The following is a 24,939-nucleotide window of genomic DNA, read 5'->3' as shown; positions in this document are numbered from 1 at the left end:
ACAGTCCGCGCATGAGCCACCATCAGCCGGGTCCGTACGGCGGCCCGCCGCAGCAGCCACCGCAGGGCGGACCGGGATACGGTCACCCGCGGCAGCCGCCCGCGGGGCAGCCGGGCCCCGGCTACCCGCCGCCCGGCGCGGTGCCGCCGCAGCAGGCCGGCCCGTACGGCGGCCGGCCCCACGGGCAGCCGGGCGGTCCGCAGGCGCCCGGGCCCCACGGCCGGCCGGGACCCCACGGCGGGCAGCCGCAGCCCTATGGCCGGGTGCCGCCGCCCCCGCCGGGCGGCGGACGGGGCAAGCGGACCGGCCTCGTCATCGGCGCCGCGGTGGCGGTGGCGGTGGCCGCGATCGTCGGCGGTGTCGTCCTCTTCACCGGCGGCGGCCCGGACGGCGGCGGTGACACGGCCCCGTACACCTTGAAGCTGCCGGAGAAGCTGATCGACGGCGAGTACACCAAGGCCGCGGGCAGCGACACCCGGGGCGGCGGGCTGGCCGGCCAGAAGGAGGCCGGGAAGCTGGGCGTCAGGAACGGCACCTCCGTCTCCGGCAGTTACGCCAACGCCGCCTCGGACAACGTCGTCGTCGCCGGCCTGTACGGCGAGATCGACGACCCCGGGGCGGCCGTCGACAGCCTCTTCGCACAGATGGAGAGGAACCAGAAGGCGGTGTCCCGGACCGTGCGGATCGAGGAGGTCACCCCGGTCCGGGAGTACTCCCCGGACGGCTTCGACGGAACCGTCATGAAGTGCAAGACCCAGAAGGCGACGGCCGGTTCGGGCGCCGCCGAGGTCACCTCCGGGGCGACCTTCTGCGCCTGGGGCGACACCAGCGCCCTGGGCGTGGTCCAGTTCCAGATCACGTCGATGGACGACTCCAGCGAGCTCAAGTCCACCGACGAGGTCGCGGAGATGACGAGCACGGTCCGGGAGGAAGCCCGGGTCGAGAAGTAGCCCCGGCCGGCGCGCACCGCGCGACGGACACCCCGAACACCCACGGCTTCCGGTACAGCAGAGCGCCGGAAGCCGGAACCACCAGCAGAGCGCGTCCCGAGGGGGGACCTCATGAGCCACAACCAGCCTCCGCCGTCGCCCGGTCCGTACGGCGGCGGACAGCCTCCCAACCCGTACGGCGCCCCGCAGCAGCCGGGTTACGGCTACCCGCCGCAGGGACAGCCGCATGTGCCGCCGCAGGGCCAGCCGGGCTACGGCTACCCGCCGCAGGGCGGCCCCGCGGGGCAGCCCTGGCCGCAGACCCCGCCGCCGCCCCCGTCGCGCGGGCTCGGCAAGGGCGCCGTCATCGGGATCGTCGCCGGTTCGCTGGCGGTGCTGACCGTGGTGGGGCTCGGGGTCGCGGCGCTCCTCGGCGGTCCGGAGGGCACCGAGAAGCTCACCACACCGCAGTCCCTGCTCGGCGGCGACTATGAACGCGCCGAGGACAGCGCGCAGCTGGAGCAGCAGCGCAAGATCCTCCAGGACGAACTGCCGTCCGACGGCACCGCGGTGGTCGCCCAGTATCTGAAGGGCGGCAGCATCGACAAGGGCGCGCTGATCCTCTCCGGCGCCTGGGGCGACATCGACTCCGACCCGGAGGACATGCGCAAGGACGCGCTGGACGGCATGGTGCAGGGCCAGCCGGGCTCCCAGGTCGTCCAGGAGCAGACGGACTACGAGATCAACGGTGACACCCTCAGCTGCCAGCTGGTGAAGGCCGGCCAGGGCCTGGCGAACATGTATATGCCCGCCTGCGCCTGGGCGGACAACTCGACCATGGCCGTGGTCGCCGTCGTCTCCGCCGACTACACCTCCGAGGACTCCGTGGACCTCAAGGAGTTCTCCGAGACGGTCGGGCAGGTCAAGCAGGAGACCGTCCAGCCGAAGTAAGGGGCGGGCGGGGCTCGCGGACGGCAAAGGGGCGGACCGGTGAACTCCGGTCCGCCCCTTCGGCGTTGTGCCGGCCTGGTGCCGGCCGTCGTGCTGACGCCGTGGTGCTCAGGCGCTCTTCTCGTGCCGCTCCCCCGGCTCGCCGCCGCGGGTGCGCGGCACGAGCGTCGGGTTCACATTGGAGTGCACGACGTCGGCGGTGATGACGACGCGGGCGACGTCCTTGCGGGACGGCACCTCGTACATGACCGACATCAGCACCTCCTCCATGATGGCGCGCAGGCCCCGGGCCCCGGTGCCGCGCAGGATCGCCTGGTCGGCGATGGCCTCCAGGGCCGGGCGGTCGAAGTCCAGCTCGACGTTGTCCAGTTCGAAGAGCCGCTGGTACTGCTTGACGAGTGCGTTGCGCGGCTCCACCAGGATCTGCAGCAGCGCCTCGCGGTCGAGGTTGTGCACGGAGGTGATGACCGGAAGCCGCCCGATGAACTCGGGGATCATGCCGAACTTCACCAGGTCCTCGGGCATGACCTCCTGGAACTGGTCGCTCGCCTCGATCTCCCGCTTGGAGCGGATGGTCGCGCCGAAGCCGATGCCCTTGGCGCCGGCCCGGGACTCGATGATCTTCTCCAGACCCGCGAAGGCGCCGCCCACGATGAACAGCACGTTCGTGGTGTCGATCTGGATGAACTCCTGGTGCGGGTGCTTCCGTCCGCCCTGCGGCGGCACCGACGCGGTGGTGCCCTCCAGGATTTTCAGCAGGGCCTGCTGCACGCCCTCGCCGGAGACGTCGCGGGTGATCGACGGGTTCTCGCTCTTCCGCGCGACCTTGTCGATCTCGTCGATGTAGATGATCCCGGTCTCGGCCTTCTTGACGTCGTAGTCGGCCGCCTGGATCAGCTTCAGCAGGATGTTCTCGACGTCCTCGCCGACATAGCCGGCCTCCGTCAGCGCGGTGGCGTCCGCGATGGCGAACGGGACGTTGAGCATCCGCGCCAGGGTCTGCGCGAGCAGGGTCTTGCCGGAACCGGTCGGGCCGAGCAACAGGATGTTGGACTTGGCCAGTTCGATACCGTCGTCCCGGCTGTCGCGGCTGCTGTTCTCGCCGGCCTGGACCCGCTTGTAGTGGTTGTAGACGGCGACGGACAGGGCCTTCTTCGCGGCCTCCTGCCCGACGACGTACCCTTCCAGGAACTCGTAGATCTCGCGGGGTTTGGGCAGTTCCTCCCAGCGGACCTCGGAGGTCTCCGCGAGTTCCTCCTCGATGATCTCGTTGCAGAGGTCGATGCACTCGTCGCAGATGTAGACACCCGGGCCTGCGATGAGCTTCTTCACCTGCTTCTGGCTCTTTCCGCAGAATGAGCACTTGAGCAGATCGCCGCCGTCACCGATACGTGCCACGAGGTGCTTCCCCTTCGCCTGGGATCCGCCCTGATCATCGGACCCTGGTGCCTGTCTGGGTTGTCCGGAGTCCGCGACGCGGTCGGTCGTCACGGTCCGCCGCCCCCTCCCGACGGTACCTTGCCGGGCCCCCGGTCCGGGCCCCCCTTGGACCGACTCGGCCCAAGGGGGATACCGCACTTACGCGGAAACGGAACTCTTCCGGGTCGAAACGATCTGGTCGATCAGACCGTACGCCAGCGACTCGTCCGCGTTGAGGATCTTGTCGCGCTCGATGTCGTCCTTGATCTGCTCGATCGGCGTGGTGGAGTGCTTGGCGAGCAGCTCCTCCAGCATCGAGCGGGTCCGGATGACCTCGTTCGCCGCGATCTCCAGGTCGGAGACCTGACCGCGCCCGATCTCACTGTACGGCTGGTGGATGAGGACCCGGGCGTTGGGGAGGGCCATGCGCTTGCCCGGGGTGCCGGCGGCGAGCAGCACGGCCGCGGCGGAGGCCGCCTGGCCCATGCACACCGTCTGGATGTCCGGCTTCACGAACTGCATCGTGTCGTAGATCGCGGTCAGCGCGGTGAACGAGCCACCGGGGCTGTTGATGTAGATCGAGATGTCCCGGTCCGGGTCCATGGACTCCAGGCAGAGCAGCTGAGCCATGACGTCGTTCGCCGAGGCGTCGTCGATCTGCACCCCAAGGAAGATCACGCGCTCCTCGAAGAGCTTCGCGTAGGGGTCGTACTCGCGCACGCCCTGGGAGGTGCGCTCGACGAAGCGCGGCACGATGTAACGGGACTCGGGCTGGGAGCCGGTGTACTGAGCGCGCAGACCCTCGGGGAGGCCGCTGCCGGAGAGATTGTTCATATGACTGTTCACCGTCCTGGTGGCGATCTGTGGGCTGAGGGGTCTGGACTCGGGGCCGCCGACAGGGCTCAGGCCCCGGTGCCGCCCCCGCCCGGAACGCCGGTGGCGGAGGGCATGACGTCATCGATCAGGCCGTAGTCCTTGGCCTCATGGGCCGTGAACCAGCGGTCGCGGTCGGAGTCGTGGGTGATCTGCTCGACGGTCTGGCCGGTGTGGAAGGCCGTGAGCTCCGCCAGCGTGCGCTTGTTGCGCAGCAGCCGCTCCGCGTGGATCTTGATGTCCGAGGCGGAGCCACCCAGGCCCGCGGACGGCTGGTGGATCAGGATCTCGCAGTTCGGCAGCGCGAAGCGCTTGCCGCGGGTCCCCGCGCTCAGCAGGAACTGGCCCATGGAGGCGGCCAGGCCCATGCCGATGGTCACGATGTCGTTCTTGATGTACTGCATGGTGTCGTAGATCGCCATGCCGGCCGTCACCGAGCCGCCGGGACTGTTGATGTAGAGGTAGATGTCCTTGTCCGGGTCGGCGGCCAGGAGCAGCAGCTGCGCCGTGATCTTGTTGGCGATGTCATCGTCCACGGGCTGGCCGAGGAAGATGATCCGCTCATTGAGCAGCCGGTTGTAGACCTGGTCGCCGAGACCGCCGAAATTGGGCTCAGCGGCGGCGGAGGGCATCGGGATCGTCACGTGTCCACCTGCTCTAGTCGGACGGCGACGGGCCGTCTCAGCGTGTCATTCGGGCCGGGGATCCGGGTGGTGGCCGGGGCGCTCCCGGCGCCTTCCGGAGACTCCCCTGCCCCCGTATCTACGGACCCTAACGCGCTGGTCGGCGGGCGCCATCCCGCATTGTCAACTGTTCGCTGTGAGCGCAGGCCCGGCGGCGCGGGGCGGCCGGACGGGGCACGGCGGGACGCGGCAGGCCCGGACGCGGTGCGCGTCCGGGCCTGCCGCAAGCGGTCCCGCTGGTTCCGCGCCGGGGCGCGGAGAGGCTCAGGCGCCGGTCTCGCCGGTCTTCGCGGCCTTCTCGGCCGCTTCCTGGCCCTCGGCGGCGGTGTCACCGGACTCGGTGGCCGGCTCCTCGGAGGCTGCCCCGACCGTCTCGGCGGTGCCGTCCTCCTCCTCGTCCTCCAGGTCGACGACCTCGCCGTTGGTGTCCTTGACCGTGGCGGCCTCGACGACCACGGCGAGCGCCTTGCCGCGGGCCACCTCGCCGACGAGCATCGGCACCTGGCCTCCCTCGACGACGGCCTGGGCGAACTGGTCGGGGCTCATGCCGGAGGACTGGGCACGGCGCATGAGGTGCTCGGTGAGCTCCTCCTGGCCGACGGAGAGCTTCTCCTTGTTGACCAGCTCGTCGAGGACGAACTGGGTGCGGATGCCCTTCTCCGCCTGCTCGCGCAGCTCGGCGTCGAACTCCTCGGCGGTCTTGCCCTGGACCTTGAGGTAGCCGTCCAGGTCCATGCCCATCTGGCCGAGCTGGTGGTGCTCCAGGTTGTGCTTGCGGGTGTTGACCTCGTCCTCGAGGAGCTTCTCGGGGATCGGGACCTCGACCAGCTCCAGGAGGGCGTCGAGCACCTTCTCCTGCGCCTGGGTGGCCTGCTCGTACACCTTCGACTGCTCCAGACGCTTGCGGCTGTCCGCGCGCAGCTCCTCAAGGGTGTCGAACTCACTGGCCAGCTGGGCGAAGTCGTCGTCCAGCTCGGGCAGTTCGCGGGCGGCGACGGCGGTGACGTCGACCTTGACCTCGGCCTCCTTGCCCTGGGCGGAGCCGCCCTTGAGCTCGGAGGTGAAAGTGGCGCTGGAGCCGGCCTCCAGGCCGGTGACGGCCTCGTCGATGCCGTCGAGCAGCTCGCCGGACCCGATGGTGTAGCTGACGCCCTGGGCGACGCCGTCCTCCAGGATCTCGCCGCCGACCTTGGCCTCCAGGTCGATCGTCACGACATCGCCCTCGGCGGCGGCGCGCTCGACCGGGGTGGTGGAGGCGAAGCGGTCACGGAGCTGCTCGACCGCCTTGTCCACCTCCTCGTCGGTGACCTCGACGGCGTCGACGGTGACCTCGATACCGGAGTAGTCCGGGATCTCCAGCGCCGGGCGGATGTCCACCTCGGCGGTGAAGGCCAGGACCTCGCCGTCCTTGAGCTCGGTGATGTCGACCTCGGGCTGGCCGAGCGGGTTGAGGTCGCCCTCGTTCACCGCGTCGGTGTAGAACTTCGGCAGCGCGTCGTTGACGGCTTCCTCCAGCACCGCGCCGCGGCCGAACCGCTGGTCGATCACCCGGGCGGGGATCTTCCCCTTGCGGAAGCCCGGCACCGTGACCTGCTGGTTGATCTTCTTGTACGCCGCGTCGAGGCTGGGCTTGAGCTCCTCGAAGGGCACCTCGACAGTGAGCCGAACCCGGGTCGGGTTCAGGGTCTCCACGGCGCTCTTCACGGTTCGGTCTCCTTGGGGCTGACTTCTGGGATTCTGCAGAGGGATCTCGGCTCTCTGCCGATGGCGCCCCATGCGGTGGATCGACTGGGTGGATCGACGTCGGATGATCGACACAGACGGACACGGGCACGCAGCTTGCATAGTAACCGCAAGCGGTATCCGGCCCCTAACGGGAGCGGACCTCCCCCGGCCGCCCACGTTGACGGCGGCTCCGGGTGAGGCGGCCGTGCCGGAGCCGCGGGCCTCGCACCCGGGCGGGGGACGGCGGTGGTGATGGTCGGGGTGGCCGGATTCGAACCGACGGCCTTCCGCTCCCAAAGCGGACGCGCTACCAAGCTGCGCCACACCCCGCTGGTGCGAGACGTAGGGTACATGCCCGCAGCTGCGGCGGGGGCGCGTAACGGGGCGGCCGGTTACGGGTGTGCGAGCGGCCGCCGGGACCCGCTACGATGCACATCGTGCCGCGGCGGCCTCGCTTCCGCGGCGCACGCGGGCGTAGCTCAATGGTAGAGCCCCAGTCTTCCAAACTGGCTACGCGGGTTCGATTCCCGTCGCCCGCTCACGGACACCGGGGCCGGGCCGGAGGATCTTCCTCCGGCCCGGCCCCGGTGGCGTTATCGGGGTGCCGGCGCCCGTTTTAGGGTGGCGGCATGGAAATCTGGGTCAACCCCGCGTGCTCCAAGTGCCGCTCCGCCGTACGGCTTCTCGACGAGGCGGGCGCCGATTACACGGTCCGCCGCTATCTGGAGGACCCGCCGGACACCGACGAGCTGCGTGCCGTACTGGACCGGCTCGGCCTGGAGCCCTGGGACATCACCCGCACCCAGGAGCCGCAGGCCGAGGAGCTGGGGATCGGCGCCTGGCCGAAGGAACCGGCCGAGCGGGAGCGCTGGATCGGGGCCCTGGCCGCGCATCCGCGGCTGATCCAGCGCCCGATCATCACCGCCGACGACGGCAGCGCCGCGGTCGCCCGTGACGAGGCCACCGTCCGGGACACCATCACGCGCGGGCACTGAGGACGCGCGGGCGCCGAAGCGGGCGGGGGCGGGAAGCGGGCGGGGGCCGGTACGCGCCGCGGGGCGCCCCGTGCGGGCGGCCCGCGATCCCCCCGCTGCGGTGCGCCGGTCAGAAGCTGAGCTGGTTGAGCGTGTCCGCCAGCGAGTCCAGCAGTCTCTGGATGGTCGGGGCCATGCCCGACGAGGCCAGGAAGAAGCCGAACAGCACGGCCACCAGGGCCGGTCCGGCCTTGAGCGACCCGGACTTCATCAGCACGATCATGATGATCAGCAGGACGACAACAGCAGACAGCGAAATGACCACAACTGATCCCACCCTTGGTCGGAACGACGTCACCGGCCCCGGAAGTGCGGCCCCGCACCCCACGCCGGGACCATCGTGCCACCAACGCGGGACGGGGTTGTCCTCTGTTGGCATTTCGTCGGTCATCTGTTCACGCCAGCCCTATGCCCGCGACTCCCCCTCGGGCAAACGAGCGGGTCCGCGGCGGCCCCGGCCCGTGATCCATGTCATGTTCACGGATAGGACCGATGCCCATCAAACGGGCGGATCAGCCCCCTTGAGCTGCGCCGGACGGGGTAGCAGCCGACAACGAAGGAGAGCAGGGGGAAGGTTTTACGGACAACGCCCCCCGACGCTATGGTGCCTCAGATGTTGCACGCTGCCCCGTCCCCCTCGTGCGCGGTGACGTCCCGGTCCGCCCTCCCCCAGGCTCTGCGGGAGGGCCAGTGACGAACGTGCTGCGCCCCCACGGCCACCAGCGGACGCCGCTCCCCCCGGAGACCCGTGCGTCCCCTCTCGCCCCGTCCCACGACTCCACGACGCCGCATCCCGGGGGTTCCCCCACTCCCCCGGGCGGAAACGGCGCCGTCAAGAAGCGCGATCCGTTCTTCGACAACGCCAAGTACCTGGCGATCGTCCTCGTGGCCATCGGCCACGCCTGGCAGCCGCTGACGGCCCACAGCCGCGTCGCCGAAGCGCTGTACATGTTCGTGTACGCCTTCCACATGCCGGCCTTCATCGTCATCTCCGGCTACTTCTCCCGCAGTTTCGACATGCGGACCGACCGGCTGCAGCGGCTCGTCACCGGCGTGGCCGTGCCGTACATCGTCTTCGAGACGGCCTACAGCTACTTCAAGCGCTACGCGAACGACGATCCGGGTTATCCGATCAGTCTGCTCGACCCCTGGTACCTCACCTGGTTCCTGATCGCGCTCTTCGTCTGGCGGCTGACGACCCCGCTCTGGAAGGTCGTGCGCTGGCCCGTGCCGCTCGCGCTCGCCGTCGCCGTCCTGGCCTCGGTCTCCCCCGACATCGGCGACGACCTGGACCTCCAGCGGGTTCTGCAGTTCCTGCCGTTCTTCGTGGTCGGCCTGGTGCTCAAGCCGGAGCACTTCCAGCTGGTGCGCCGCCGCGAGGTGCGGATCCTCTCCGTACCCGTGTTCGCCGCCGCGCTGCTCTTCGCCTACTGGGCGGCGCCCCGGATGGCGTCGAGCTGGTTCTACCACCGCGACAGCGTGCAGGAGCTCACCGCTCCCTGGTGGACCGGCCCGGTGATGACGCCCGCGCTCTTCGGCTGCTCCATGGTGCTGGTCGCCTGCTTCTACGCCTGGGTGCCGCGGCGCGAGATGTGGTTCACCGCTCTCGGCGCCGGCACGCTCTACGGCTATCTGCTGCACGGCTTCCTGGCCAAGGGCTCGCGCTTCTGGGACTGGTACGACGCGGCCTGGGTGAACACCGCCTGGGGTGCCGCCGTGCTGACCGTCCTCGCCGCGGCGGTGGTGACCGTGCTGTGCACCACGCCGGTGCAGCGGGTGTTCCGTTTCGTCATGGAGCCCAAGATGGAGTGGGCGTTCCGGCGGGACGCGGCCGAACTGGCCCGCGGCCGGGCGGAGAAGAAGGCGCCCGCGCCGACCGCCGGGGACGGCGGGACCGCCGCCCGCGGCTGAGGCGCCCCACCGCCTCCCACCGCTTCCCCGTCCGTACGGACGGCCCGCACGGAACAGCGCCGCGGCCCCGGGTTCACCGCCCGGGGCCGCGGCGCTGTCCCGTGCCGTCCCGCTATGCCCCGGGCCCCTCCGCGGCGGGAGCCGCTGTGCGCCGCAGGTGCCGCATCAGGATGTCCAGATGCGTCCAGCCGTCCGCCGAGGAGCCGTCCCCGAGCGGGTAGTAGAACCCCGGCCGGGCGGCGGCTCCGAGCCGCTCCGGGCGCACGGTCAGCGGCGGCCGGCCCGCGTGGTCCGCACCGATCTCCCGGATCTCCTCCGCACCGAGGGCGAAGCCCACCGGGACGGGCGGCGCCTGGAGCCGGGCGGGCACGCTCAGGTCCCGGCCGGCGGCGCGCAGCTGGACGAGCATGCTGACCAGGTTGTGCCGGGACACCAGTTCGCCCGCGAGCTCCGCGAGGGCGTCGAGCGGCGGCTGCTCGTCCTCGCCGTAGCCGGCGGTGAACGTGATGTCCTCCTCGACGCCCTCCTTGGTCCGGATGACGCGCAGCGTCGCCACGGCCGGGCGCTCCGGGGTGCCGACGGCGACCGTCCAGGTGGACTCGGGGGCCCGCTCGTACGCGAGTTCGGTGAGGCGCTGCCGCGACCACGGCAGGTTCACCGGCTCCGCGGTGCCCCAGCCGGCCGGCGGGCCGCCCGTGGCCGTCCGCCAGACGGCCTCCAGCGCGCCCCCGAGCACCAGGTGGTCGTCGGCCGGGTGTGCCGTGCGCACGGAGACGGCGAGCTGGCGCTCCCGGGTGGGCGCGGTGTCCTTGAAGATCTCGGCGACCGGAGTCTCGCCGGACTCGCCCGGCGCCGGGCCGAAGGCGCCGTCCCGCCAGCGGAGCACCGCTCCGGAGAGCCCGTCGTAGTAGCCGCCCTCACCGTCCTGGACAACCCAGCGCGACGGCGGGCCGAACAGCACGGAGCGCGTCGCGAACGACAGCCGGCTGGTGTGCGGGGTGACGATCTGCAGTCCGCGGTCGGAGGCGACCGTGGCGCGGCGGGCGTCGGACAGCCATGCGGTCATGGCGATCACGGGCCGGTCCTGGAGGACGACGGCGGCCTTGTCGGTCAGGACGTCGACGGCCGGCTGCGCGGCCACCGGCGCGGGGGCGGCGGTGATGCCCGGGGGCACCGGTTCGCCGTCGCCCGCCGCCTCGCCCGCGCCCGGCGGCCAAACCGTGCCGCCGAGCATCCCGGCGAGCCGTCCGGCGAAGGCGCCCGCCAGGCGCTCCGCCTCGGGCACGGCCGTGGAGGCCCGGGCCTCGACCCACCAGACGGGACCGTCCCCGTCCGTCACGGCCTCCGGGCCCAGGAGCCGAACCGTCTCGCCCGGCACCTGCACCAGCACGGGCGACTCGACCGACACCAGCGGGCGGCCGCCCTCGTCGCAGAGCTGGAGCACCGCCCCCTCGCCGGCCGTGCGGAGCCGCAACTCGGGCCCGCCCGCGAGCAGTCCGGCGACGACGCTCCAGGCGTCGGGCATCTTCCCGGTGAGCGCGATGATGTCCTTCGTCATACGGGATCCTCGGGTCTGCGGAGGGGCCCCCGGCCGGGCGGCGGGGGCGGGGCGGGCGCGGTCATGCCGCGGTGCCGTCCGCGAGCGCGGTCTGGATCAGCCGGTTCGGCTCGCCCCGGCGGACGAGCAGACCGCGGCCGGGCGGCTGGGCGCCCGCGTAGACGCCCGGGAAGAGCTGCCCCTCGGAGCGGTCGCCGGCCATGACGAGGGCCGAGGTGCCGCTCTCGCGGAGGGTGGTGAGGAACGGGTCGTACATGGCGCGGGAGGCGCCGGCGACGCGGCGGGTGACGACGAAGTGCAGCCCGATGTCCGCCGATGACGGGATGAACGGCAGGAACGGCTGGAGCGGCTGCTGGCCGGCGGTGGTCAGGATGTCGTAGTCGTCCACGAGGATCACGATCCGCGGGCCGGTGTACCAGGCGCCGTCGGCCAGCGCGTCCTGGTCCGCGAGGTCGTCCGGCATCCGCTTCTCCAGCTCCTTGGCGATGCCCGCCGAGAGCGCCCCGCAGATCTTGGAGTTGTGGGCGTAGCCGCCCCGGTACTCCTCGGGCACGAGGGTGCGCAGGCCGCGCCGCGGGTCCATGACGGCGAAGACGAGGTCGTCCTCGCCGTGACGCGCCATGAGCCCGTCCGCCACGAGCCGCAGCAGATTGCTCTTGCCGCACTCGCTGTCGCCGAGTACCAGCAGATGCTGGTCGCGTTCGAAGAGGTCGAGCAGGACGGGTGCCAGCGCGGTCTGGTCGAGGCCGATCGGGACCCGCTGCGGCTGCGCGGTGACCGACGGCAGCGAGGAGAGCTGGACGCGCGGCGGCAGCACCCGCACCTGCTGGGCCAGGTCGCCGGGCCAGGCGGCACGGACGGACCGGGCCGCCTGCTCCACCGCCGGGCCGAGTTCGGTGGTGGAGGAGAGCGAGTCGATCCGGGGCAGCGCCACCTGGGCGAAGAGCTTGCCGTCGGTGAGGACGCGGCCGGGCTCGTCCGGTGCCAGGGTCTCGGCGAGCTTGCGGTCGATGCTGCTGTCGCTGGGGTCGTTGAGCCGCAGCTCCACGCGGGTGCCGAAGGTGGACTGGGTGGCGATACGGACGTCGTTCCAGCGGAGCATGCCCGCCACCACGTGGATGCCGTAGCCGCCGCCCCGCTTGAGGAGGTCGACCACGGCGTCGTCCAGTTCCTCGAAGTCGTCGCGGAGGGCGCCGAAGCCGTCGACGAGCAGGACGACGTCGGTGGAGGGGAGTTGCGGCAGCCTGCCCTCGGCGCGCAGTTCGCGCAGCCGGTCGACGGAGTCGATGTTCTGTTCGCGGAACAGGTCTTCGCGCAGGGCGAGCATGCCGCGTACCTCTTCGACGGTGCGCATGGCGCGCTCGCGGTCCGCGCGGCCCGCTATGCCGCCGACGTGCGGCAGCCCGGCGAGCGCCTGGAGGCCGCCGCCGACCAGGTCGAGCCCATAGATGCCCACGTCCTTCGGGGTGTGGGTCATGGCCAGCGAGAGGGCGAGGGTGCGCAGCAGGGTGGTCTTGCCGGACTGCGGGCCGCCGATGACGGCCACATGGCCGCCGGCCAGGGTCAGATCGAGCACCCACTGGCCCTGCCACTGCTTGGCCGGGTCGTCCAGCAGCCCCAGCGGCACCTTCATCGGCCCTGGCCGCACCGCGAGCCGCATGCCCTGCCCGCCGGCCTCGACGGGTCCGGCCGCGGCGTCGAGCGGCAGCGCGGCGGGCAGCGGCGGCAGCCAGATCCGGCGCACGGGGGCGGCGGCCGCCGTGAACTGGTCGACGATGACGGACATGACGGTCGGGCCGGGGTTGCGGTGCCGGGAGTACGGCTCGGAGGCGGAGCCGCTCTCCTTCGGCCGCTGCTGGTCGAGGGTGTTGTAGGCGGGGTAGGGCAGTACGGCAGGGCCGGTGTCCTCCTCGCTCTCCCGGCGCACCGGTCCGGTGTAGGGGCCGGAGACGTAGCTGGCCTTGAACCGCTCGTACGCCGAGGTGTCCACCTTGAGGTAGCCGAAGCCGGGAAGCGGCGGGAGGTGGAAGGCGTCGGTGGTGTCGAGGACGGTGCGGCTCTCGTCGGCGGAGAAGGTGCGCAGGCCGAGGCGGTAGGAGAGGTAGGTGTCCAGGCCCTTGAGCTTGCCGCCCTCGATGCGCTGGCTGGAGAGCAGCAGATGCACGCCGATGGAGCGGCCGATGCGGCCGATGGAGAGGAAGAGGTCGATGAAGTCGGGCTTGGCGGTCAGGAGTTCGCCGAACTCGTCGATGACGACGAACAGGTGCGGCAGCGGGTCGAGGTCGGGCCGGGTCTCGCGGAGGGCGGCGTAGTGCGCGATGTCGGCGACGTTCCCGGCGTCCTTGAGGACCCGCTGGCGGCGCTGCACCTCGCCGGCGAGGCTGGCGTGCACGCGTTCGACCAGGCCGGCCTGGTTCTCCAGGTTGGTGATGACACCGGCGACGTGCGGCAGGTCCGCGAAGGGCGCGAAGGTGGCGCCGCCCTTGTAGTCGACGAGCACCATCGCCAGGTCCTCCGGCGGGTGGGTGGCGACGAGGGCGAGGACGAGGGTGCGCAGCAGTTCGCTCTTGCCGGAGCCGGTGGCGCCGACGCACAGGCCGTGCGGGCCCATGCCGAGTTCCGCGGATTCCTTGAGGTCGAGCAGGACCGGTTCGCGGGAGTCGTTGATGCCGATCGGCACGCGCAGGAACGCGCGTTCGCCGCGGGGCGCCCACAGGGCGCCGATGTCGACGGCGGCCGGGTCGTCCATGCCGAGCATGTCGGCGAAGTCGACCGGCCCGGACAGCGGCGCGTCGACCAGCGATTCGGCCGACAGGCGCAGCGGGGCCAGCATCCGGGCGAGGCCCTCGGCGCCGGCGGTGGTGACGTCGTCGACGGTGCCGTGCGCCACCAGCGGCTGCTCGCCGCGCAGGTCCTCGACGGTGACCCGGTCGCCGTCGACGGTGATGCGCAGGGACACCTGTCCGGGCTCCCGCACCCGCTCGGAGAGCAGATGGAGCACCGTGACGCCCATGTCGCGCAGCGAGACGGCCTCGTCGGGCCGCGGCAGGTCCTGCGCGGTGTCGCCGTACTCGTCGCTGACGACCAGCAGCCGGCCGGCCATGGCGAGGGCTTCCCGGTTGGACAGACCGCGCCGCAGCTCGGCGGCGTAGCTGGCGCGCTGCCGCAGGTCCCGGCCGAGGAGCCGGGCGAGCTGGTGGACGTCCGGGGCGATACGGCGGGCGCTGACCGGGCCGTCGCGCTCGTCGCCGTCGAGCAGGTGCGGGAGCCACTTGAGCCATTCCCAGTCGGCCATCCGGTCCCCGGGGCAGCCGAGGGCGATGTGCACGTCGTCGGGGGCGTGGGTGGCGGCGGTCTGCACGAGCAGCGCGCGGGCGACCCGCAGCACGCCCTCGCGGTCGCCGATGACGCTGGCGTTGCCCGCGCGGTCGAGCGGCACGGTCAGCGGCAGATCGCCGGTGGTGCCGAAGCGGCTGATGAGCGCCCCGGCCTCGTTGAGCATGAACCGGTCGGGCGGGGTGAGCACGCTGCCGCTCTGCTGCCCGACGGTCAGCGGGCGCAGCGGCATCTCGCCGCTGCCGACGCGCACCTTGAGGAAGTCGGCGTCGAGCCGCCGCCGCTCCCACAGCCGGGACGGGTCGCGCACGATGTCGTAGAGCGCGGCGGGCGGCGGGTTCAGGACCCGGGCCGTCTCGCGCAGTTCGCGTTCCTCGGCGGCCAGTTCCTCGCGCAACTCCTCCAGGTACTCCAGATAGCGCTCGCGCTGCTGGCGGCGGGTGCGCTGGGCCTTGCCGCGCTGCGACAGCAGCATGCCGACACCGCCGATGACGGCGACGACCAGGACGACGGCGCCGATGGCGGCGAACTGGCTGTTCCGTACGACCGTCATCATCACGACGGAGCTCATCACGCCGGCCATCGGCAGCAGCGCCATCGCGCCGCTGCCGGTCTTGCCCTCGGGCAGGTTGGGCGGTGCCTCGATGGTGCGGGCGGGGGGCGCGGCGGCGGGCCGTTCGGTGCGGGCGGGGCGGTGGATCAGCCGGGTCGTCATCGGCGGCCGCCCACGGCGCGGTTGAGCAGTTCGGCGGCGAGCCGGGTGGCGGCGGCGCGGGTCTTCTCACCGAGCATCCCGGTGCGGATGACGCCGCCGGCCGCGAGATGCCGGTCGTACGGCAGGTGCACCACCTCGACGCCGTCCAGCCGCAGATGGGCGGCGGCGGCCTCCTCGTCCATCGTCATGTGCGGGGCGGAGGAGGTGAGGACGACGACCGTGCCGGGCAGCAGCTTGGGCCTCGGGACGCCCGCCATCCAGTCGAGGATCGCACGGGTGCTCGTGACACCCTCCAGGGTGGCGGGGGCGACGAGCACGCGGGCCTGCGCGGCGACCAGCGCGGTGCGGGACAGCTCGCTGGGCAGGGTCTCGCAGTCGACGACGGTGATGCCGAAGTAGCGGCGGAGCGCCACCATCACCTCGCGGTACTGGGCGAGTTCGAGGCGGGCACCGACGGTGCCCTGGCTGCCGGGAAGCAGCCAGCCGCCCTCGGGGAGCTGCACCAGATAGCCGGTGATGTCGGTCAGCTGCATGGACGGGTCGATGATCTGTGCGAGATCGCCACAGGTCCAGCGGACGGTCTCGGCGCCGGTCCGGATCGGCAGGGTGCCGAGGGAGGGGTCGGCCTCGACCAGCAGCACCGGGTCGTGCCGGTAGTGCTCGAACGTCCGGCCGAGGAGGGCGGCCACGGTGGTCTTGCCGGCGCCGCCGCGGATGCTGGTGACGACGATCTGCCGGCCGGTGGTGATCGGCTGCTGGAGGTCCTGGGCGACGCGGGTCACGGCCGCCACCTCGGCGGCGGCCGAGGAGCCGGCGAGCTTGCGCAGGCCGCGGCCGGCCCGGGCAGCGGCCGGTTCGCCGTGGCGCGGCTTGCCCTGCGCGCGGGCGAGATCGGGGTTGAGCACGGGGACGGAGACGGGCGCGGGCCGGGGCGCGGCCGTCTGCTCCCGAGCGGTGCCGGGCTGCGCGAACTGGCTCATTTCCGGCCGCGGTTGCAGCTGCTCGCCGGGTCCGGCGGTCTCCGGCGGCCCGGCCTGCGGCCCCTGCTGCGGCGGTGCCGCGGCGGCGGCCGCGGGCTGCGCCTGCCCGGCGCCGGCGCCGCTGAGCTGGTGGAGGACGTCCCCCTGCCAATCGTTCCCGGCCATCCGTATCCCCCCTCAGAGGCGTTGTCCCGCGTCCCGTGGCTCAGAACGCGTTGAGCAGTCGTCCGTACACCCCGAACACACCGACGGCGAGCGGGAAGAGCGCGATGACACCGACCGACTCGATGAAGTCGACGAAGCGCCGCAGCCGCACCCGTACGTGTTCCGGCGGCTGGACGGCGAGCACGCCCACCGGCACCAGCGCGGCCAGCGCCAGCAGGCCCAGCGGCCCGGCCGGAGCGCCGTCCAGCGAGTCGGTCCACAGCGTCACCAGCCGCACCAGCAGCACGGAGGCGGCGCCCAGCAGCACCACGACCTCGGCCACGAGCGGGAAGGCCCGCGAGCGCGAGGCCAGCACGAGCGCGAGCACCGCGGTCAGCGAGATCGCCCACGGGTTCGACACGGTGGAGGCGAGCAGCCCGGCGGCGGTGACGGACACGGCGGTGACGATCGTCGCCAGCGCCAGCCCGCGGTGCGCGGCGGCCAGCGCGGTGTCGACCTGGTGACGGCTGACGGAGGCCCCCGCGGAGCGGCGGTCGTCCAGCGCGGTGAGCCCGGCGGCCATCAGCGCGAGCCGCGGCAGCAGGCCGAGGACGACGACGGAGACCACGCCCAGCACGGCGCCGACCCGGGCCGGCTCGTCCTGCAGGGCGCCGGTCAGCAGCCAGATGCCGGTGGTGGCGAACGCGGCGGCCGCGCCGATGAGTCCGCCCCGTCCGACCGGGGTGAACAGCCCGAGCAGCAGCAGAGTGAGGACGACCGCCGCGGTGACGCCGGCGAGTCGCGCCTCCGCCGTCCAGGACTGCGCGTCGGCGGCCGTCCAGGCGGCCAGCAGGCCGAGCGCGCCGGCGGCGAGATGGAGCGTGGTGGCCAGTCCGCGGTTGCCGCCGCCGAGCCGGGCGGCGAGCGCCCCGGCGGCCGCGAGCAGCACCGTCAGCGCGAACAGCGCCCCGGCGACGGCGGACTTGTCGAAGGCGTCCCGGGCGAGCAGCGCCGCGGTGACGGCGAAGCCGACGGTCGCCGTGCCCGCGGTGGCGCGGCGGGCCACGGGCCGCCAGCGCCAGGCACGCAGATCCAGGTCCTCGGCGACCTCGTCGGTGACGTCGTGCACCACGGGCGCGGCCGGCGCGTCCTGCGCGCGGACCAGCCGGAGGACGGCTCCGTCGCGCACCTCGGAGGACGCGAGGGTGGAATCCAGCGGCAGTACGGCGCCGGAGGCCGTGACCAGCCGGCGCAGTTCGGGCCGGGCGGCCACCCGGTCGTCCAGCAGCTGGATCACGTCCGGCAGCAGCCGGCCGACCGGCTCGTCGGACGGCAGGAGGAGGTCGACCCGCCTCCGCTCACCGACCAGGGTGACCCTGCTGAGTTCCGTGCTCCGCGCCCCCATGCTCACCACTTGATCGAACCTACCATCGGGATATCACCGGTTCACCGCTTCGGTTCCGGGCTGACGACCGCGGGCGAGGAGGTCTGCCCGGGCTTGTCGGCCTTCTGCTCCGCCAGCTTGTCCTGGATGAACGACCAGCCGACGCAGCCCGCGCACATGACCGCCGCGATGGCGATGCCGGCGAAGAGCTTGCCGAGCCGTTCGTCGGCCGTGCGCCGCGCGCGCTGCGGGCCGTAGAGAAGGGCGTCCCGCATCCGGCGGCGGCGTACGGAGACGGACTCCAGGAGCTGGCTGTCGTAGTCCTTGGTGGCCATGACCGCCGCGCCCTCAGCCGCTCGCGGCGAGGTCGCGCAGGGCGGCCGGGCTCGGCGCCTCGCCGAGCGGCCCGGGGACGACGGCGCTGGGCGCGTCCTCGGCGGGGGGCTCCCCGGCGATCTCGCGCAGGGCCGCGGTGGGCGGCAGTTCGCGGGACCTGGCGTCCCGGAGTCTCGCCAGCCACGGCCGGGCGCCGTTGAAGGCGTCACCGCCCGCGGCGGGGCGGGGTTCCCAGCCGGCGGCGCCGTCCTCGTCGTTGGCCCAGAGGTAACCGATCACGCCGCTGCGGTCGTTGGCGACCGTCAGATAGCGGACCGGCTCGCCGGTGGTGTGGTGGTAGACCGCGGGGCCGCCGGTCTGCTTCAGCCGCAGGTCCTCCGTGAACCGCGGCACCGCGCGCGGATCCGTTCCCATGTGTGCCCCCTTCTCCCGCTTCGGCCGCGTTTCCGGTGCGGTGTCCCGCCTGCTCATCGGCTACGGCCTCGGCAGGATCCCGCCGTAGACCTGCCAGTGGCCATTGTCCCAGAAAACCCTGGTCACCTTGAATACCGAGCCGCGGGCGAGCAGGAGTTCGCGCTCACCGCAGCCGAAGGCCGGGACCCGCTCGCCCCAGGCCGCCGGGGTGCCCTGCGGGACCCGCGCGAGCCGCCTACGGATCCGATGACGGCCTCAATCGGCCGAACGCTCCCGTGCTCAGCCGATGTTGTCGAAAGCGGCCTTCGCCGACAACAACGCCGCACTCCCCATATCGAACTTCACCAGCACACCCGTCATCACACATCACACACAAACGCCAGTTCAGAACGCGTCTACGTATACCAACGGACCGCGACCAACGGCCATGGAGACGCGGCCCACTCGCCCCGCGGTTCCCACCGGCCCCGCATTCCGCACCATCTCCCCACACTGGCGGAGCACGTCCCCAAGCCGGTTGCACGGCACGGTGCCGGCAGCACCGCAAAGGAAAGCCGGAAGCCACCGGCGGCTCTCCGCATACCTACACTTCCGCCCATGAGCGACGTGTACGAGCTGCAGCTCCACCTGGACCTCACCGCGAGCACCCCCGCCAACACCCTCACCCGGCTCCGCCGGCACCTGGGTCTGGAGCCTTGGCCGGACGGGGCCGCGGACGACGGGCCATTGCTCGCCGCCCGGGGGCCGGCCGCCCGCATCAGCGGAGTACTGGTCGGCGAACTCGCCGAGCACCCGCCGGGCTGGTCACTGACCGCTCGCCAGGAAATCCACCCCGACCAGTTCCAGGATCTGCATCTCCTGCTCAAGCGCCTGGCCGCCCACACCGGCGCCCCGGGACCGATCGGCCAACTCCGCTTCCTGGAGGACCACATCCCGGATCTCATTGTCCCCACGGAGGACGGTGAGGTGACCCGCCTCCCTCTGACCGCCCCGCCCCCGGGCACGGCAGTGCCGTTCCTGGAAGACCTGGGCTGGTGATACCAACCGCCGGCCCCGCTTCACATGTCCCCGGACCTCCCGCGTCAGTCCTCCGGCCTCAGCCGTGTGACACCCAGCGCCACCTCAGCGTTGGCGATCATGCGGCTGATCTCGACGGGGAGATTCCGGAATTCCTCCATGACCACGTCGTACGGCTCGATCCGGTGCCTCTCTCCGTCCAGCCCTGTCGCTTCGATGAAGTAACGGCGACCCGCCGGCGACCTCTCGTCAATGGCGTGCCGCCACTCGGCACCACGGCGGCGAATCAGGACTTCGGCGAGATAGGACGTGAGGTCCGCGTGCAAGGTGTACCAGTCGGACTGCTCGAACTGGTCGAGAGGAAGACGGGAGACGTAGTTCTGGAGACCCGCGAGAGCCGCCAGTGGATCCCGGGCAAAGTCCTCCTCCTTCACCCCGACCATCTTCGCAAGTTCCACCGCGTTGCGGTGAGCCTCCTCGCTCCACCTGGTGAGACCGGCTCCGGAGACCTCAGGATTGCCCTCGTGCATATGGTTCGTTCTCCTCATCCCGGTCCGGAGTTCTTGGGCGGCGGAGGACCGTATTCGATGAAGATGATCCTCGCCTTGGTCAGGTAGGCACGCAGTTCGGCGGAAGGCGGCGCGTCCGTGAACGCCCAACGGGGATCGAAATTGGGGTCAAGATCACGCAACGCGATGTCCTTGTGTATCTGCTCCCTTATGTGCTTGCTGAGTGGAACCTCGTTCCGGACCGTCATGTTCGGCCCATCTTCCATCTTGATGGTCCGGTACTCCTGGTACGTCTTCACCTCGACGGCCAGCGTACGACCGTCCGGCAGGTCAACGGGTACATCGACCTTCCTGCCGCCTGTGGTGGTGACCGGGTACTCAGGATGCTGGCTCGTGGGCACCGGGTAGTGTCGCTCCGGCCCACCGCCGTACATCTGCCGGTGGAACTCCTCACCCGCCTGCCACCGCGCTTCCCCCCGCATATTGCGGACCTCGCGCAGTGTCAGCTCGGCGTCGCCGGGCGGCAGAGCCGGCCGGGAGAGGTCCGGCTGCGGCTGCTGAGAAGGCGGGTCATCCGTTGCCCGTGTCTCCTCCGGAGTGCTCTCGCCGTCCCCTGCAGCCCGTTCCGCCGCCTCGTCCGCCCCCACCTCAGGCCCCGTCGAATCCAGTTCCGAGGATTCCGGGCCACGGTCCGGCCCCGGTCGGTCACTCCCGCCGCTGTCCGGTGTACCGGAGCCCGGCGGGGTCGTCTCACTCTGGCGCGTAGCTGAGTCTCCGAGGCCGTTCGTCCCGTCGTGCAACGGAGAGCCGGTGGGCGTTCCTTCGGGCAGCTCACGCCCCACGGGAGGCAGCGTGCCGACACCACCGGGCGTGTCACCCAGCGACATTGCAGGGCCGGGCGAAACACCGGGCACGTCCCCGGCGACGTTGTCGGCCGCACGTCCGGTAGCGCCTGGCACGGAGTCGCCGAGTCCACCCTGGCCGCCCGTGTTCGCCATGCCACCGCCGACGGCGGTGTTGTCGGTGACGGCGGACGGGTTGCCCACGTCCCCGACCTGGGCGACGGCGCCGGGCGGGTTGCTGCGGGCGCCGGCCCCGACCAGTTCCTGCTCGGGTACGCGCACGGCCGCCTGCTCCGGGGTGGCCAGTTCCGCCTTGTGCGGCTCCACGGGAACGTCCGCGGTGCTCGTGCTGCCGTCGGGAAGCTGGAGTTTTCCGTCGGGGTGCAGGACCGAGCCGTCCGGCATGAGGACCGCGCCACTGGGCAGTTCCGACGGGACCCTGGGGGCGGTGCCCTCGGGCACGTGGACGGTGCCGTCCGCGAGCTGCAGCGGGGTGTCGGGGACCTTGACCGTGCCGTCGGGCAGTTCCAGGCGCCCGTCGGGCAGCAGCGTCGCACCGTCCGGGATCGCCGGAATCTCGATCTTGCCGAGGCTGAGGTTCTTCAGCCCCGCCAGCACATCGCCGATCTTCATCGCCTGCCCGGCCTTGCCCACCACCGAGGAGATGTGCGTCATCGGGTCCAGGAACTTCCCCGCCTTACCCGCCACGGAAGCCACCTTCGCCACCGTGCCGCCCTTGGCGATGTTCCCCGCACCCGTGATCGACGTCAGCACATTGAACGTCACCGCACCCGCCGCGCGGGCCGGGTTCTCACCCCAGGTGTCCCACGCCAGCAGCGCCTTCCCCGTCTGCTTCGCGACCTCCTTGGAGTCCTTCATCCACTGCGGCAACGCCGAATCCGGGATCGCGTAGGCGAGCGGGGAGGTGTACAGAGCCGTACCGACCACCAGCATGCCCAGACCCTTCCAGGCATCCTTCATCGCATCCCAGCCATCGAACCCGACCAGGGTGCCCAGGCCCTTGATGGTGCCCCACACCCCGTCGACGATCAGGCCGTCCCACACAAAGCTCTTGATGTGCTGGTGGACCTCATACCAGTGGTACTTCTCGTTCTCCGCCGTGCCCCAGGGGACTTCGGCGTCCTTCATGTCGTCGGCGGAGAAGCCGTACATGTTCTTGCCGTCGGAACCGTCATTCGCCCGGTACTGGGTGCCGCCCACCAGCGCGGTGATCTTGTTGGCCGCAGTGCGCTCCGCCTCCCAGAACGCCGCCACCGTCGCGGTGACGTCCGACTGGAGGGCGTTGTGCTCATCGATCTTGTCGCCGTCGTACTTCCACTCGTCATCGTCCTCCACACTGGCGACGAACGCGGCGGCATCGGCCTTGAGCTGCTTCAGCTTCGCCACCAGGGGGCGCACCTCGGCGGCGTACTCGTCCAGCGCCGACTTGACCTTCTCCAGATCGTCGGCGAACTCATCCGCCCGGTCCTGCACCGGCTTCGTCGACGCGAACAACGCCTCCGCCTCCGGAGCCGTATAGAACGCCGACAGACCCTGGAACTGGGTGTGGACGCCCTTGCCCGTCTCCCGGATGTCGTCCGCGTCGTTGCCCAGGCCGGTGGCGTCCTTCTCCAACTGCCCCAGGTCACCGGTGAACTGGGGTATCGCCTCAGGCTTGATCACATCGGCACCTGCCGGCCGTGGCTACCGTCACCGCCGGCGGCGTTGGCCTGTGCCTGGGCCTTGAGTGCCGCCAGATCCGGAGCCTTCAACGCCTCCTTCTGCGCGGCCGCGGCCATGTCCAGGTCACCCTGGTTGTACGCCTTCACGGCGTCCACCGCGCCCGTCATCGACTTGCCCGCACGCGCCCCGACGAACATCAGATCGTCCTGCGTCTTCATCGCGAACTCCGCCAGCGCCGCCCCGACCAGACCCATCTCCGGAGCCTCACCACCGCCCGCGATCGTCCCCGCCGACGACGCCGCACTCTCCATGTGATCCGAATACGAAGAAGCCTGCGTCTCCAGCTTCCCCGCCACCTCACCCGTCTTGGAGAGGACTCCCTGGACACCGCTCACGTCGATATCCCAGCCCGACACAACGACCCCCGTTGTCACGTCATATGTGTGCGAATACCTGCTTCCGGCCGGTCCGGGCGCACCCGGACCGGCCGGCCCTGCCGTTGATCAACCGATACCGGTCAGCCGATGTTGTCGACGGCGGCCTTCGCCTTCGCCAGCGTGGCCTGCGCCGTCCCGTCGTTCTGCTCCAGCGTCGACCGCACCAGCTGAATGATCGACCGCACCTCGTTCGCGGCCGCGTTCCACCGCGCTTCCTTGTCGTGATACAGATCCGACACGCCATCGGCCTGGAAGTCCGCCATCGCCGACTTCACCGCACGATCACGCTCGCCCAGCACACGCTCCAGCTGCCCCACGATCGAGGACAGCGAGCCCTGCACCTCCGACGACGCACCCGTGTCATACGACCGACGATCCTGATTCGCCACCGTCAACTCCCCCGCTCAGCTCAACGCCCGCCGAAACGAGCAGCATCGAAATTCGCCGCCGCCATCTGCTGCCGCGCATTGTCCGCCGACTCCTGATCACCCGTACCGAACGACTGATCCATCCCCGACTGACCACCCAGAATCGCCCGCAACGACGAATTCAACGCCGCCGTCACCTCATCCGAACTCGCCTTGAACTGATCGAACGCCGCCTTCCCCGCACCGTTGAACTTCCCCTCCAACGGCTCCGCAGCAGCGATCAACATCCGGATCAAACCACCCAGATCATCCGAAGACCCCTGAGTATTCGACACCAGAGACGACAGCGCCGTACTGCCCATATCGAACTTCACCAGCTCACCCCCGTGGATCGGCACTCGACACGACTACGTCTACATGTACTACCACGCCCGTACGGGCACAACTGGTTCCCGGATGCGCTGTGCTGACGGTCACTCCTGCCCCGGCCGGGCGGGTACGGCCGCGTACCGGGCGGTCAGTCGCGGCAGATCATCAGCAGGGCGCGGTCGTCGTTGACGTCCTTCGCCACCGCCTCGATGAGGTGCCACGCGGCACCGTGGAAGCCGGAGGCGACGTAGCGGTCGGCCTCGCCGGTCAGACGGTCGAGGCCCTCGCTGAGTTCGCGCTCCGCCGACTCCACCAGGCCGTCCGTGAAGAGCATCAGGACGTCGCCCGCGCACAGGGTGCCCTTCACCGGCTCGAACTCCGCCCCGTCGTACACGCCGAGCAGCGGGCCCTCGGCGCCCTTCTGCTCCCAGCGTCCCGTGCCGGCGGAGAACTGCAGGCCCGGCGGGTGGCCGGCCGAGATGAGTTCGTAGTCGCCGGTGTCGAGGTCGAGGACGAGGTGGATGGAGGTGGCGAAGCCCTCGGTCCAGTCCTGGCGCAGCAGATAGCCGTTGGCGGCCGGGAGGAACTGGTGCGGCGGGAGCGAGCCGAGCAGGCCGCCGAAGGCGCCGGACAGCAGCAGGGCACGGGAGGCGGCGTCCATGCCCTTGCCGGACACGTCGGTGAGGACGACCTCCAGGGTGCGGCCGCCGTTGGTGCGGGCCGCGACGACGAAGTCGCCGGAGAAGGACTGGCCGCCGGCCGGGCGGAGCGCCATCTCCCGGTGCCAGCCGCGCGGCAGGCCGGGCAGCTTGCTCTGGACGCGGATGCGTTCGCGCAGGTCGAAGAGCATGGTTCCGCCGCGTCGCCAGGGGACTCCGACCCGGCTGCGGAACTGGGCGATGATCAGGCCGGAGAAGCCGACCGCGCCGACGACGAGGATGTCGCCGGGGGTGACCACGGGGACGTTCGCGTACTCCTCGATCACCGACGCCTCGACGATGAGGGCCGCGGCCGCCGCCGCGTACATCAGCAGCACGCTGGAGGGCCGCAGCAGCAGTCCGGCGGCGACGATCGGGAGCACGAGGGCGGAGGGCGGGCACCACAGGGGCGCCGCCATGGTCCCGGCCGCGATGGCGGGGACGGCGAGCAGCAGGGCGACGAGGGCGATCCAGTCGGAGCCGTCGCCGCGGAAATAGTCCACGGCGGCCTTGCGCAGCCCGATCCGGACCCGGTGCGTCCTTCTGCGCATGCGGGCCGTGAACGTCTCCACTCTCACCTCGTGTGCCATTTCACCGGGACCTTATCCACCCGTTCGGCGGCGC

At 71.4% G+C, this 24,939-nt stretch carries 22 protein-coding genes and 2 tRNA genes; 6 read left to right on the top strand and 18 right to left on the bottom strand.

Features of this window, described 5'->3' with window-relative positions:
* The first annotated feature begins 11 nt into the window (after positions 1-11).
* Positions 12-950, top strand: a complete 939-nt coding sequence (locus tag LIX60_RS22200; protein ID WP_227960055.1) for a hypothetical protein — start codon at positions 12-14, stop codon at positions 948-950.
* Between the two features lie 111 nt (positions 951-1,061).
* Positions 1,062-1,880: a hypothetical protein gene (locus tag LIX60_RS22195; RefSeq protein WP_227960054.1), complete on the top strand. Its 819-nt coding sequence runs from the start codon at positions 1,062-1,064 to the stop codon at positions 1,878-1,880.
* Between the two features lie 108 nt (positions 1,881-1,988).
* On the opposite strand, the gene clpX is transcribed toward LIX60_RS22195, so the two are convergent.
* The 5 genes from clpX to LIX60_RS22170 all read right to left on the bottom strand — a co-directional run bounded on the left by clpX (position 1,989) and on the right by LIX60_RS22170 (position 6,910).
* Positions 1,989-3,278, bottom strand: coding sequence for an ATP-dependent Clp protease ATP-binding subunit ClpX (gene clpX, locus LIX60_RS22190; RefSeq protein WP_227960053.1), 1,290 nt, complete (start codon positions 3,276-3,278; stop codon positions 1,989-1,991).
* Between the two features lie 180 nt (positions 3,279-3,458).
* A complete protein-coding gene (locus LIX60_RS22185) occupies positions 3,459-4,133 on the bottom strand; it encodes an ATP-dependent Clp protease proteolytic subunit (RefSeq protein WP_308101727.1) in 675 nt (224 codons plus the stop codon).
* Positions 4,134-4,201: 68 nt separating this feature from the next.
* A complete protein-coding gene (locus LIX60_RS22180; protein WP_078648994.1) occupies positions 4,202-4,804 on the bottom strand; it encodes an ATP-dependent Clp protease proteolytic subunit in 603 nt (200 codons plus the stop codon).
* A 315-nt stretch (positions 4,805-5,119) separates the two neighbouring features.
* Positions 5,120-6,559, bottom strand: coding sequence for a trigger factor (tig, locus tag LIX60_RS22175; RefSeq protein ID WP_227960052.1), 1,440 nt, complete (start codon positions 6,557-6,559; stop codon positions 5,120-5,122).
* Between the two features lie 274 nt (positions 6,560-6,833).
* A tRNA-Pro gene (locus LIX60_RS22170) sits at positions 6,834-6,910 on the bottom strand.
* Positions 6,911-7,048: 138 nt separating this feature from the next.
* Between LIX60_RS22170 and LIX60_RS22165 the strand changes: the two genes are divergently transcribed.
* Positions 7,049-7,119, top strand: a tRNA-Gly gene (locus LIX60_RS22165).
* A 90-nt stretch (positions 7,120-7,209) separates the two neighbouring features.
* The gene (locus LIX60_RS22160) at positions 7,210-7,575 is read left to right on the top strand and encodes an ArsC/Spx/MgsR family protein (RefSeq protein ID WP_227960051.1); all 366 of its coding nucleotides are present in this window, start codon (positions 7,210-7,212) and stop codon (positions 7,573-7,575) included.
* A 109-nt stretch (positions 7,576-7,684) separates the two neighbouring features.
* On the opposite strand, the gene LIX60_RS22155 is transcribed toward LIX60_RS22160, so the two are convergent.
* Positions 7,685-7,879, bottom strand: coding sequence for a hypothetical protein (locus tag LIX60_RS22155; protein ID WP_125621888.1), 195 nt, complete (start codon positions 7,877-7,879; stop codon positions 7,685-7,687).
* 425 nt (positions 7,880-8,304) lie between these two features.
* Here LIX60_RS22155 and LIX60_RS22150 point away from each other — a divergent pair, with 425 nt between their 5' ends.
* The gene (locus LIX60_RS22150; RefSeq protein WP_227960050.1) at positions 8,305-9,525 is read left to right on the top strand and encodes an acyltransferase family protein; all 1,221 of its coding nucleotides are present in this window, start codon (positions 8,305-8,307) and stop codon (positions 9,523-9,525) included.
* A gap of 112 nt (positions 9,526-9,637) precedes the next feature.
* On the opposite strand, the gene LIX60_RS22145 is transcribed toward LIX60_RS22150, so the two are convergent.
* The 6 genes from LIX60_RS22145 to LIX60_RS22120 form a co-directional block, all read right to left on the bottom strand.
* Positions 9,638-11,083: a DUF6177 family protein gene (locus LIX60_RS22145; protein ID WP_227960049.1), complete on the bottom strand. Its 1,446-nt coding sequence runs from the start codon at positions 11,081-11,083 to the stop codon at positions 9,638-9,640.
* A gap of 61 nt (positions 11,084-11,144) precedes the next feature.
* Entirely contained in the window at positions 11,145-15,134 is a 3,990-nt protein-coding gene (gene eccCa, locus LIX60_RS22140; protein ID WP_227960048.1) for a type VII secretion protein EccCa, read from the bottom strand.
* Positions 15,131-16,279, bottom strand: coding sequence for a hypothetical protein (locus LIX60_RS22135; RefSeq protein WP_227960047.1), 1,149 nt, complete (start codon positions 16,277-16,279; stop codon positions 15,131-15,133). Before LIX60_RS22135 ends, eccCa begins: the two co-directional genes overlap by 4 nt.
* Before the next feature lie 40 nt (positions 16,280-16,319).
* Positions 16,320-17,663 carry a type VII secretion integral membrane protein EccD gene (gene eccD, locus LIX60_RS22130; RefSeq protein ID WP_227962864.1) on the bottom strand — a complete coding sequence of 448 codons (1,344 nt, stop codon included), beginning with the start codon at positions 17,661-17,663 and terminating at the stop codon, positions 16,320-16,322.
* A 41-nt stretch (positions 17,664-17,704) separates the two neighbouring features.
* Entirely contained in the window at positions 17,705-17,977 is a 273-nt protein-coding gene (locus tag LIX60_RS22125; protein WP_227960046.1) for a hypothetical protein, read from the bottom strand.
* A 13-nt stretch (positions 17,978-17,990) separates the two neighbouring features.
* Positions 17,991-18,392, bottom strand: a complete 402-nt coding sequence (locus tag LIX60_RS22120) for a hypothetical protein (RefSeq protein ID WP_227960045.1) — start codon at positions 18,390-18,392, stop codon at positions 17,991-17,993.
* Positions 18,393-18,989: 597 nt separating this feature from the next.
* Here LIX60_RS22120 and LIX60_RS22115 point away from each other — a divergent pair.
* Positions 18,990-19,430 carry a hypothetical protein gene (locus LIX60_RS22115; RefSeq protein ID WP_227960044.1) on the top strand — a complete coding sequence of 147 codons (441 nt, stop codon included), beginning with the start codon at positions 18,990-18,992 and terminating at the stop codon, positions 19,428-19,430.
* 44 nt (positions 19,431-19,474) lie between these two features.
* Here LIX60_RS22115 and LIX60_RS22110 read toward each other — a convergent pair whose 3' ends face one another.
* The 6 genes from LIX60_RS22110 to LIX60_RS22085 all read right to left on the bottom strand — a co-directional run bounded on the left by LIX60_RS22110 (position 19,475) and on the right by LIX60_RS22085 (position 24,905).
* Positions 19,475-19,939, bottom strand: a complete 465-nt coding sequence (locus tag LIX60_RS22110; RefSeq protein ID WP_227960043.1) for a hypothetical protein — start codon at positions 19,937-19,939, stop codon at positions 19,475-19,477.
* A 14-nt stretch (positions 19,940-19,953) separates the two neighbouring features.
* On the bottom strand, positions 19,954-22,443 hold the full coding sequence (locus LIX60_RS22105) for a hypothetical protein (RefSeq protein ID WP_227960042.1): 2,490 nt from the start codon (positions 22,441-22,443) through the stop codon (positions 19,954-19,956).
* On the bottom strand, positions 22,440-22,859 hold the full coding sequence (locus LIX60_RS22100) for a DUF6507 family protein (protein WP_227960041.1): 420 nt from the start codon (positions 22,857-22,859) through the stop codon (positions 22,440-22,442). The genes LIX60_RS22105 and LIX60_RS22100 overlap by 4 nt, the downstream gene beginning before the upstream one ends.
* Positions 22,860-22,960: 101 nt before the next feature.
* Positions 22,961-23,269: a pore-forming ESAT-6 family protein gene (locus tag LIX60_RS22095; RefSeq protein ID WP_227960040.1), complete on the bottom strand. Its 309-nt coding sequence runs from the start codon at positions 23,267-23,269 to the stop codon at positions 22,961-22,963.
* 20 nt (positions 23,270-23,289) lie between these two features.
* A complete protein-coding gene (locus tag LIX60_RS22090) occupies positions 23,290-23,622 on the bottom strand; it encodes a hypothetical protein (RefSeq protein ID WP_125621959.1) in 333 nt (110 codons plus the stop codon).
* A 143-nt stretch (positions 23,623-23,765) separates the two neighbouring features.
* The gene (locus LIX60_RS22085; RefSeq protein WP_227960039.1) at positions 23,766-24,905 is read right to left on the bottom strand and encodes a PP2C family protein-serine/threonine phosphatase; all 1,140 of its coding nucleotides are present in this window, start codon (positions 24,903-24,905) and stop codon (positions 23,766-23,768) included.
* Positions 24,906-24,939 lie beyond the last annotated feature (34 nt).

This window comes from Streptomyces sp. S07_1.15, assembly GCF_020739505.1.
GTDB classification, from domain to species: Bacteria; Actinomycetota; Actinomycetes; order Streptomycetales; family Streptomycetaceae; genus Streptomyces; species Streptomyces xinghaiensis.
This window is presented reverse-complemented; position numbering and strand designations above follow the sequence as displayed.

Excerpts from the sequence above, each read along its gene's own strand:
- LIX60_RS22200 (WP_227960055.1), top strand. The coding sequence starts at position 12 with ATGAGCCACCATCAGCCGGGTCCGTACGGCGGCCCGCCGCAGCAGCCA.
- LIX60_RS22195 (WP_227960054.1), top strand. The coding sequence starts at position 1,062 with ATGAGCCACAACCAGCCTCCGCCGTCGCCCGGTCCGTACGGCGGCGGA.
- LIX60_RS22185 (WP_308101727.1), bottom strand. The coding sequence starts at position 4,133 with ATGAACAATCTCTCCGGCAGCGGCCTCCCCGAGGGTCTGCGCGCTCAG.
- LIX60_RS22180 (WP_078648994.1), bottom strand. The coding sequence starts at position 4,804 with ATGCCCTCCGCCGCCGCTGAGCCCAATTTCGGCGGTCTCGGCGACCAG.
- LIX60_RS22160 (WP_227960051.1), top strand. The coding sequence starts at position 7,210 with ATGGAAATCTGGGTCAACCCCGCGTGCTCCAAGTGCCGCTCCGCCGTA.
- LIX60_RS22145 (WP_227960049.1), bottom strand. The coding sequence starts at position 11,083 with ATGACGAAGGACATCATCGCGCTCACCGGGAAGATGCCCGACGCCTGG.
- eccCa (WP_227960048.1), bottom strand. The coding sequence starts at position 15,134 with ATGACGACCCGGCTGATCCACCGCCCCGCCCGCACCGAACGGCCCGCC.
- LIX60_RS22135 (WP_227960047.1), bottom strand. The coding sequence starts at position 16,279 with ATGGCCGGGAACGATTGGCAGGGGGACGTCCTCCACCAGCTCAGCGGC.
- eccD (WP_227962864.1), bottom strand. The coding sequence starts at position 17,663 with ATGGGGGCGCGGAGCACGGAACTCAGCAGGGTCACCCTGGTCGGTGAG.
- LIX60_RS22125 (WP_227960046.1), bottom strand. The coding sequence starts at position 17,977 with ATGGCCACCAAGGACTACGACAGCCAGCTCCTGGAGTCCGTCTCCGTA.
- LIX60_RS22120 (WP_227960045.1), bottom strand. The coding sequence starts at position 18,392 with ATGGGAACGGATCCGCGCGCGGTGCCGCGGTTCACGGAGGACCTGCGG.
- LIX60_RS22115 (WP_227960044.1), top strand. The coding sequence starts at position 18,990 with ATGAGCGACGTGTACGAGCTGCAGCTCCACCTGGACCTCACCGCGAGC.
- LIX60_RS22110 (WP_227960043.1), bottom strand. The coding sequence starts at position 19,939 with ATGCACGAGGGCAATCCTGAGGTCTCCGGAGCCGGTCTCACCAGGTGG.
- LIX60_RS22085 (WP_227960039.1), bottom strand. The coding sequence starts at position 24,905 with ATGGCACACGAGGTGAGAGTGGAGACGTTCACGGCCCGCATGCGCAGA.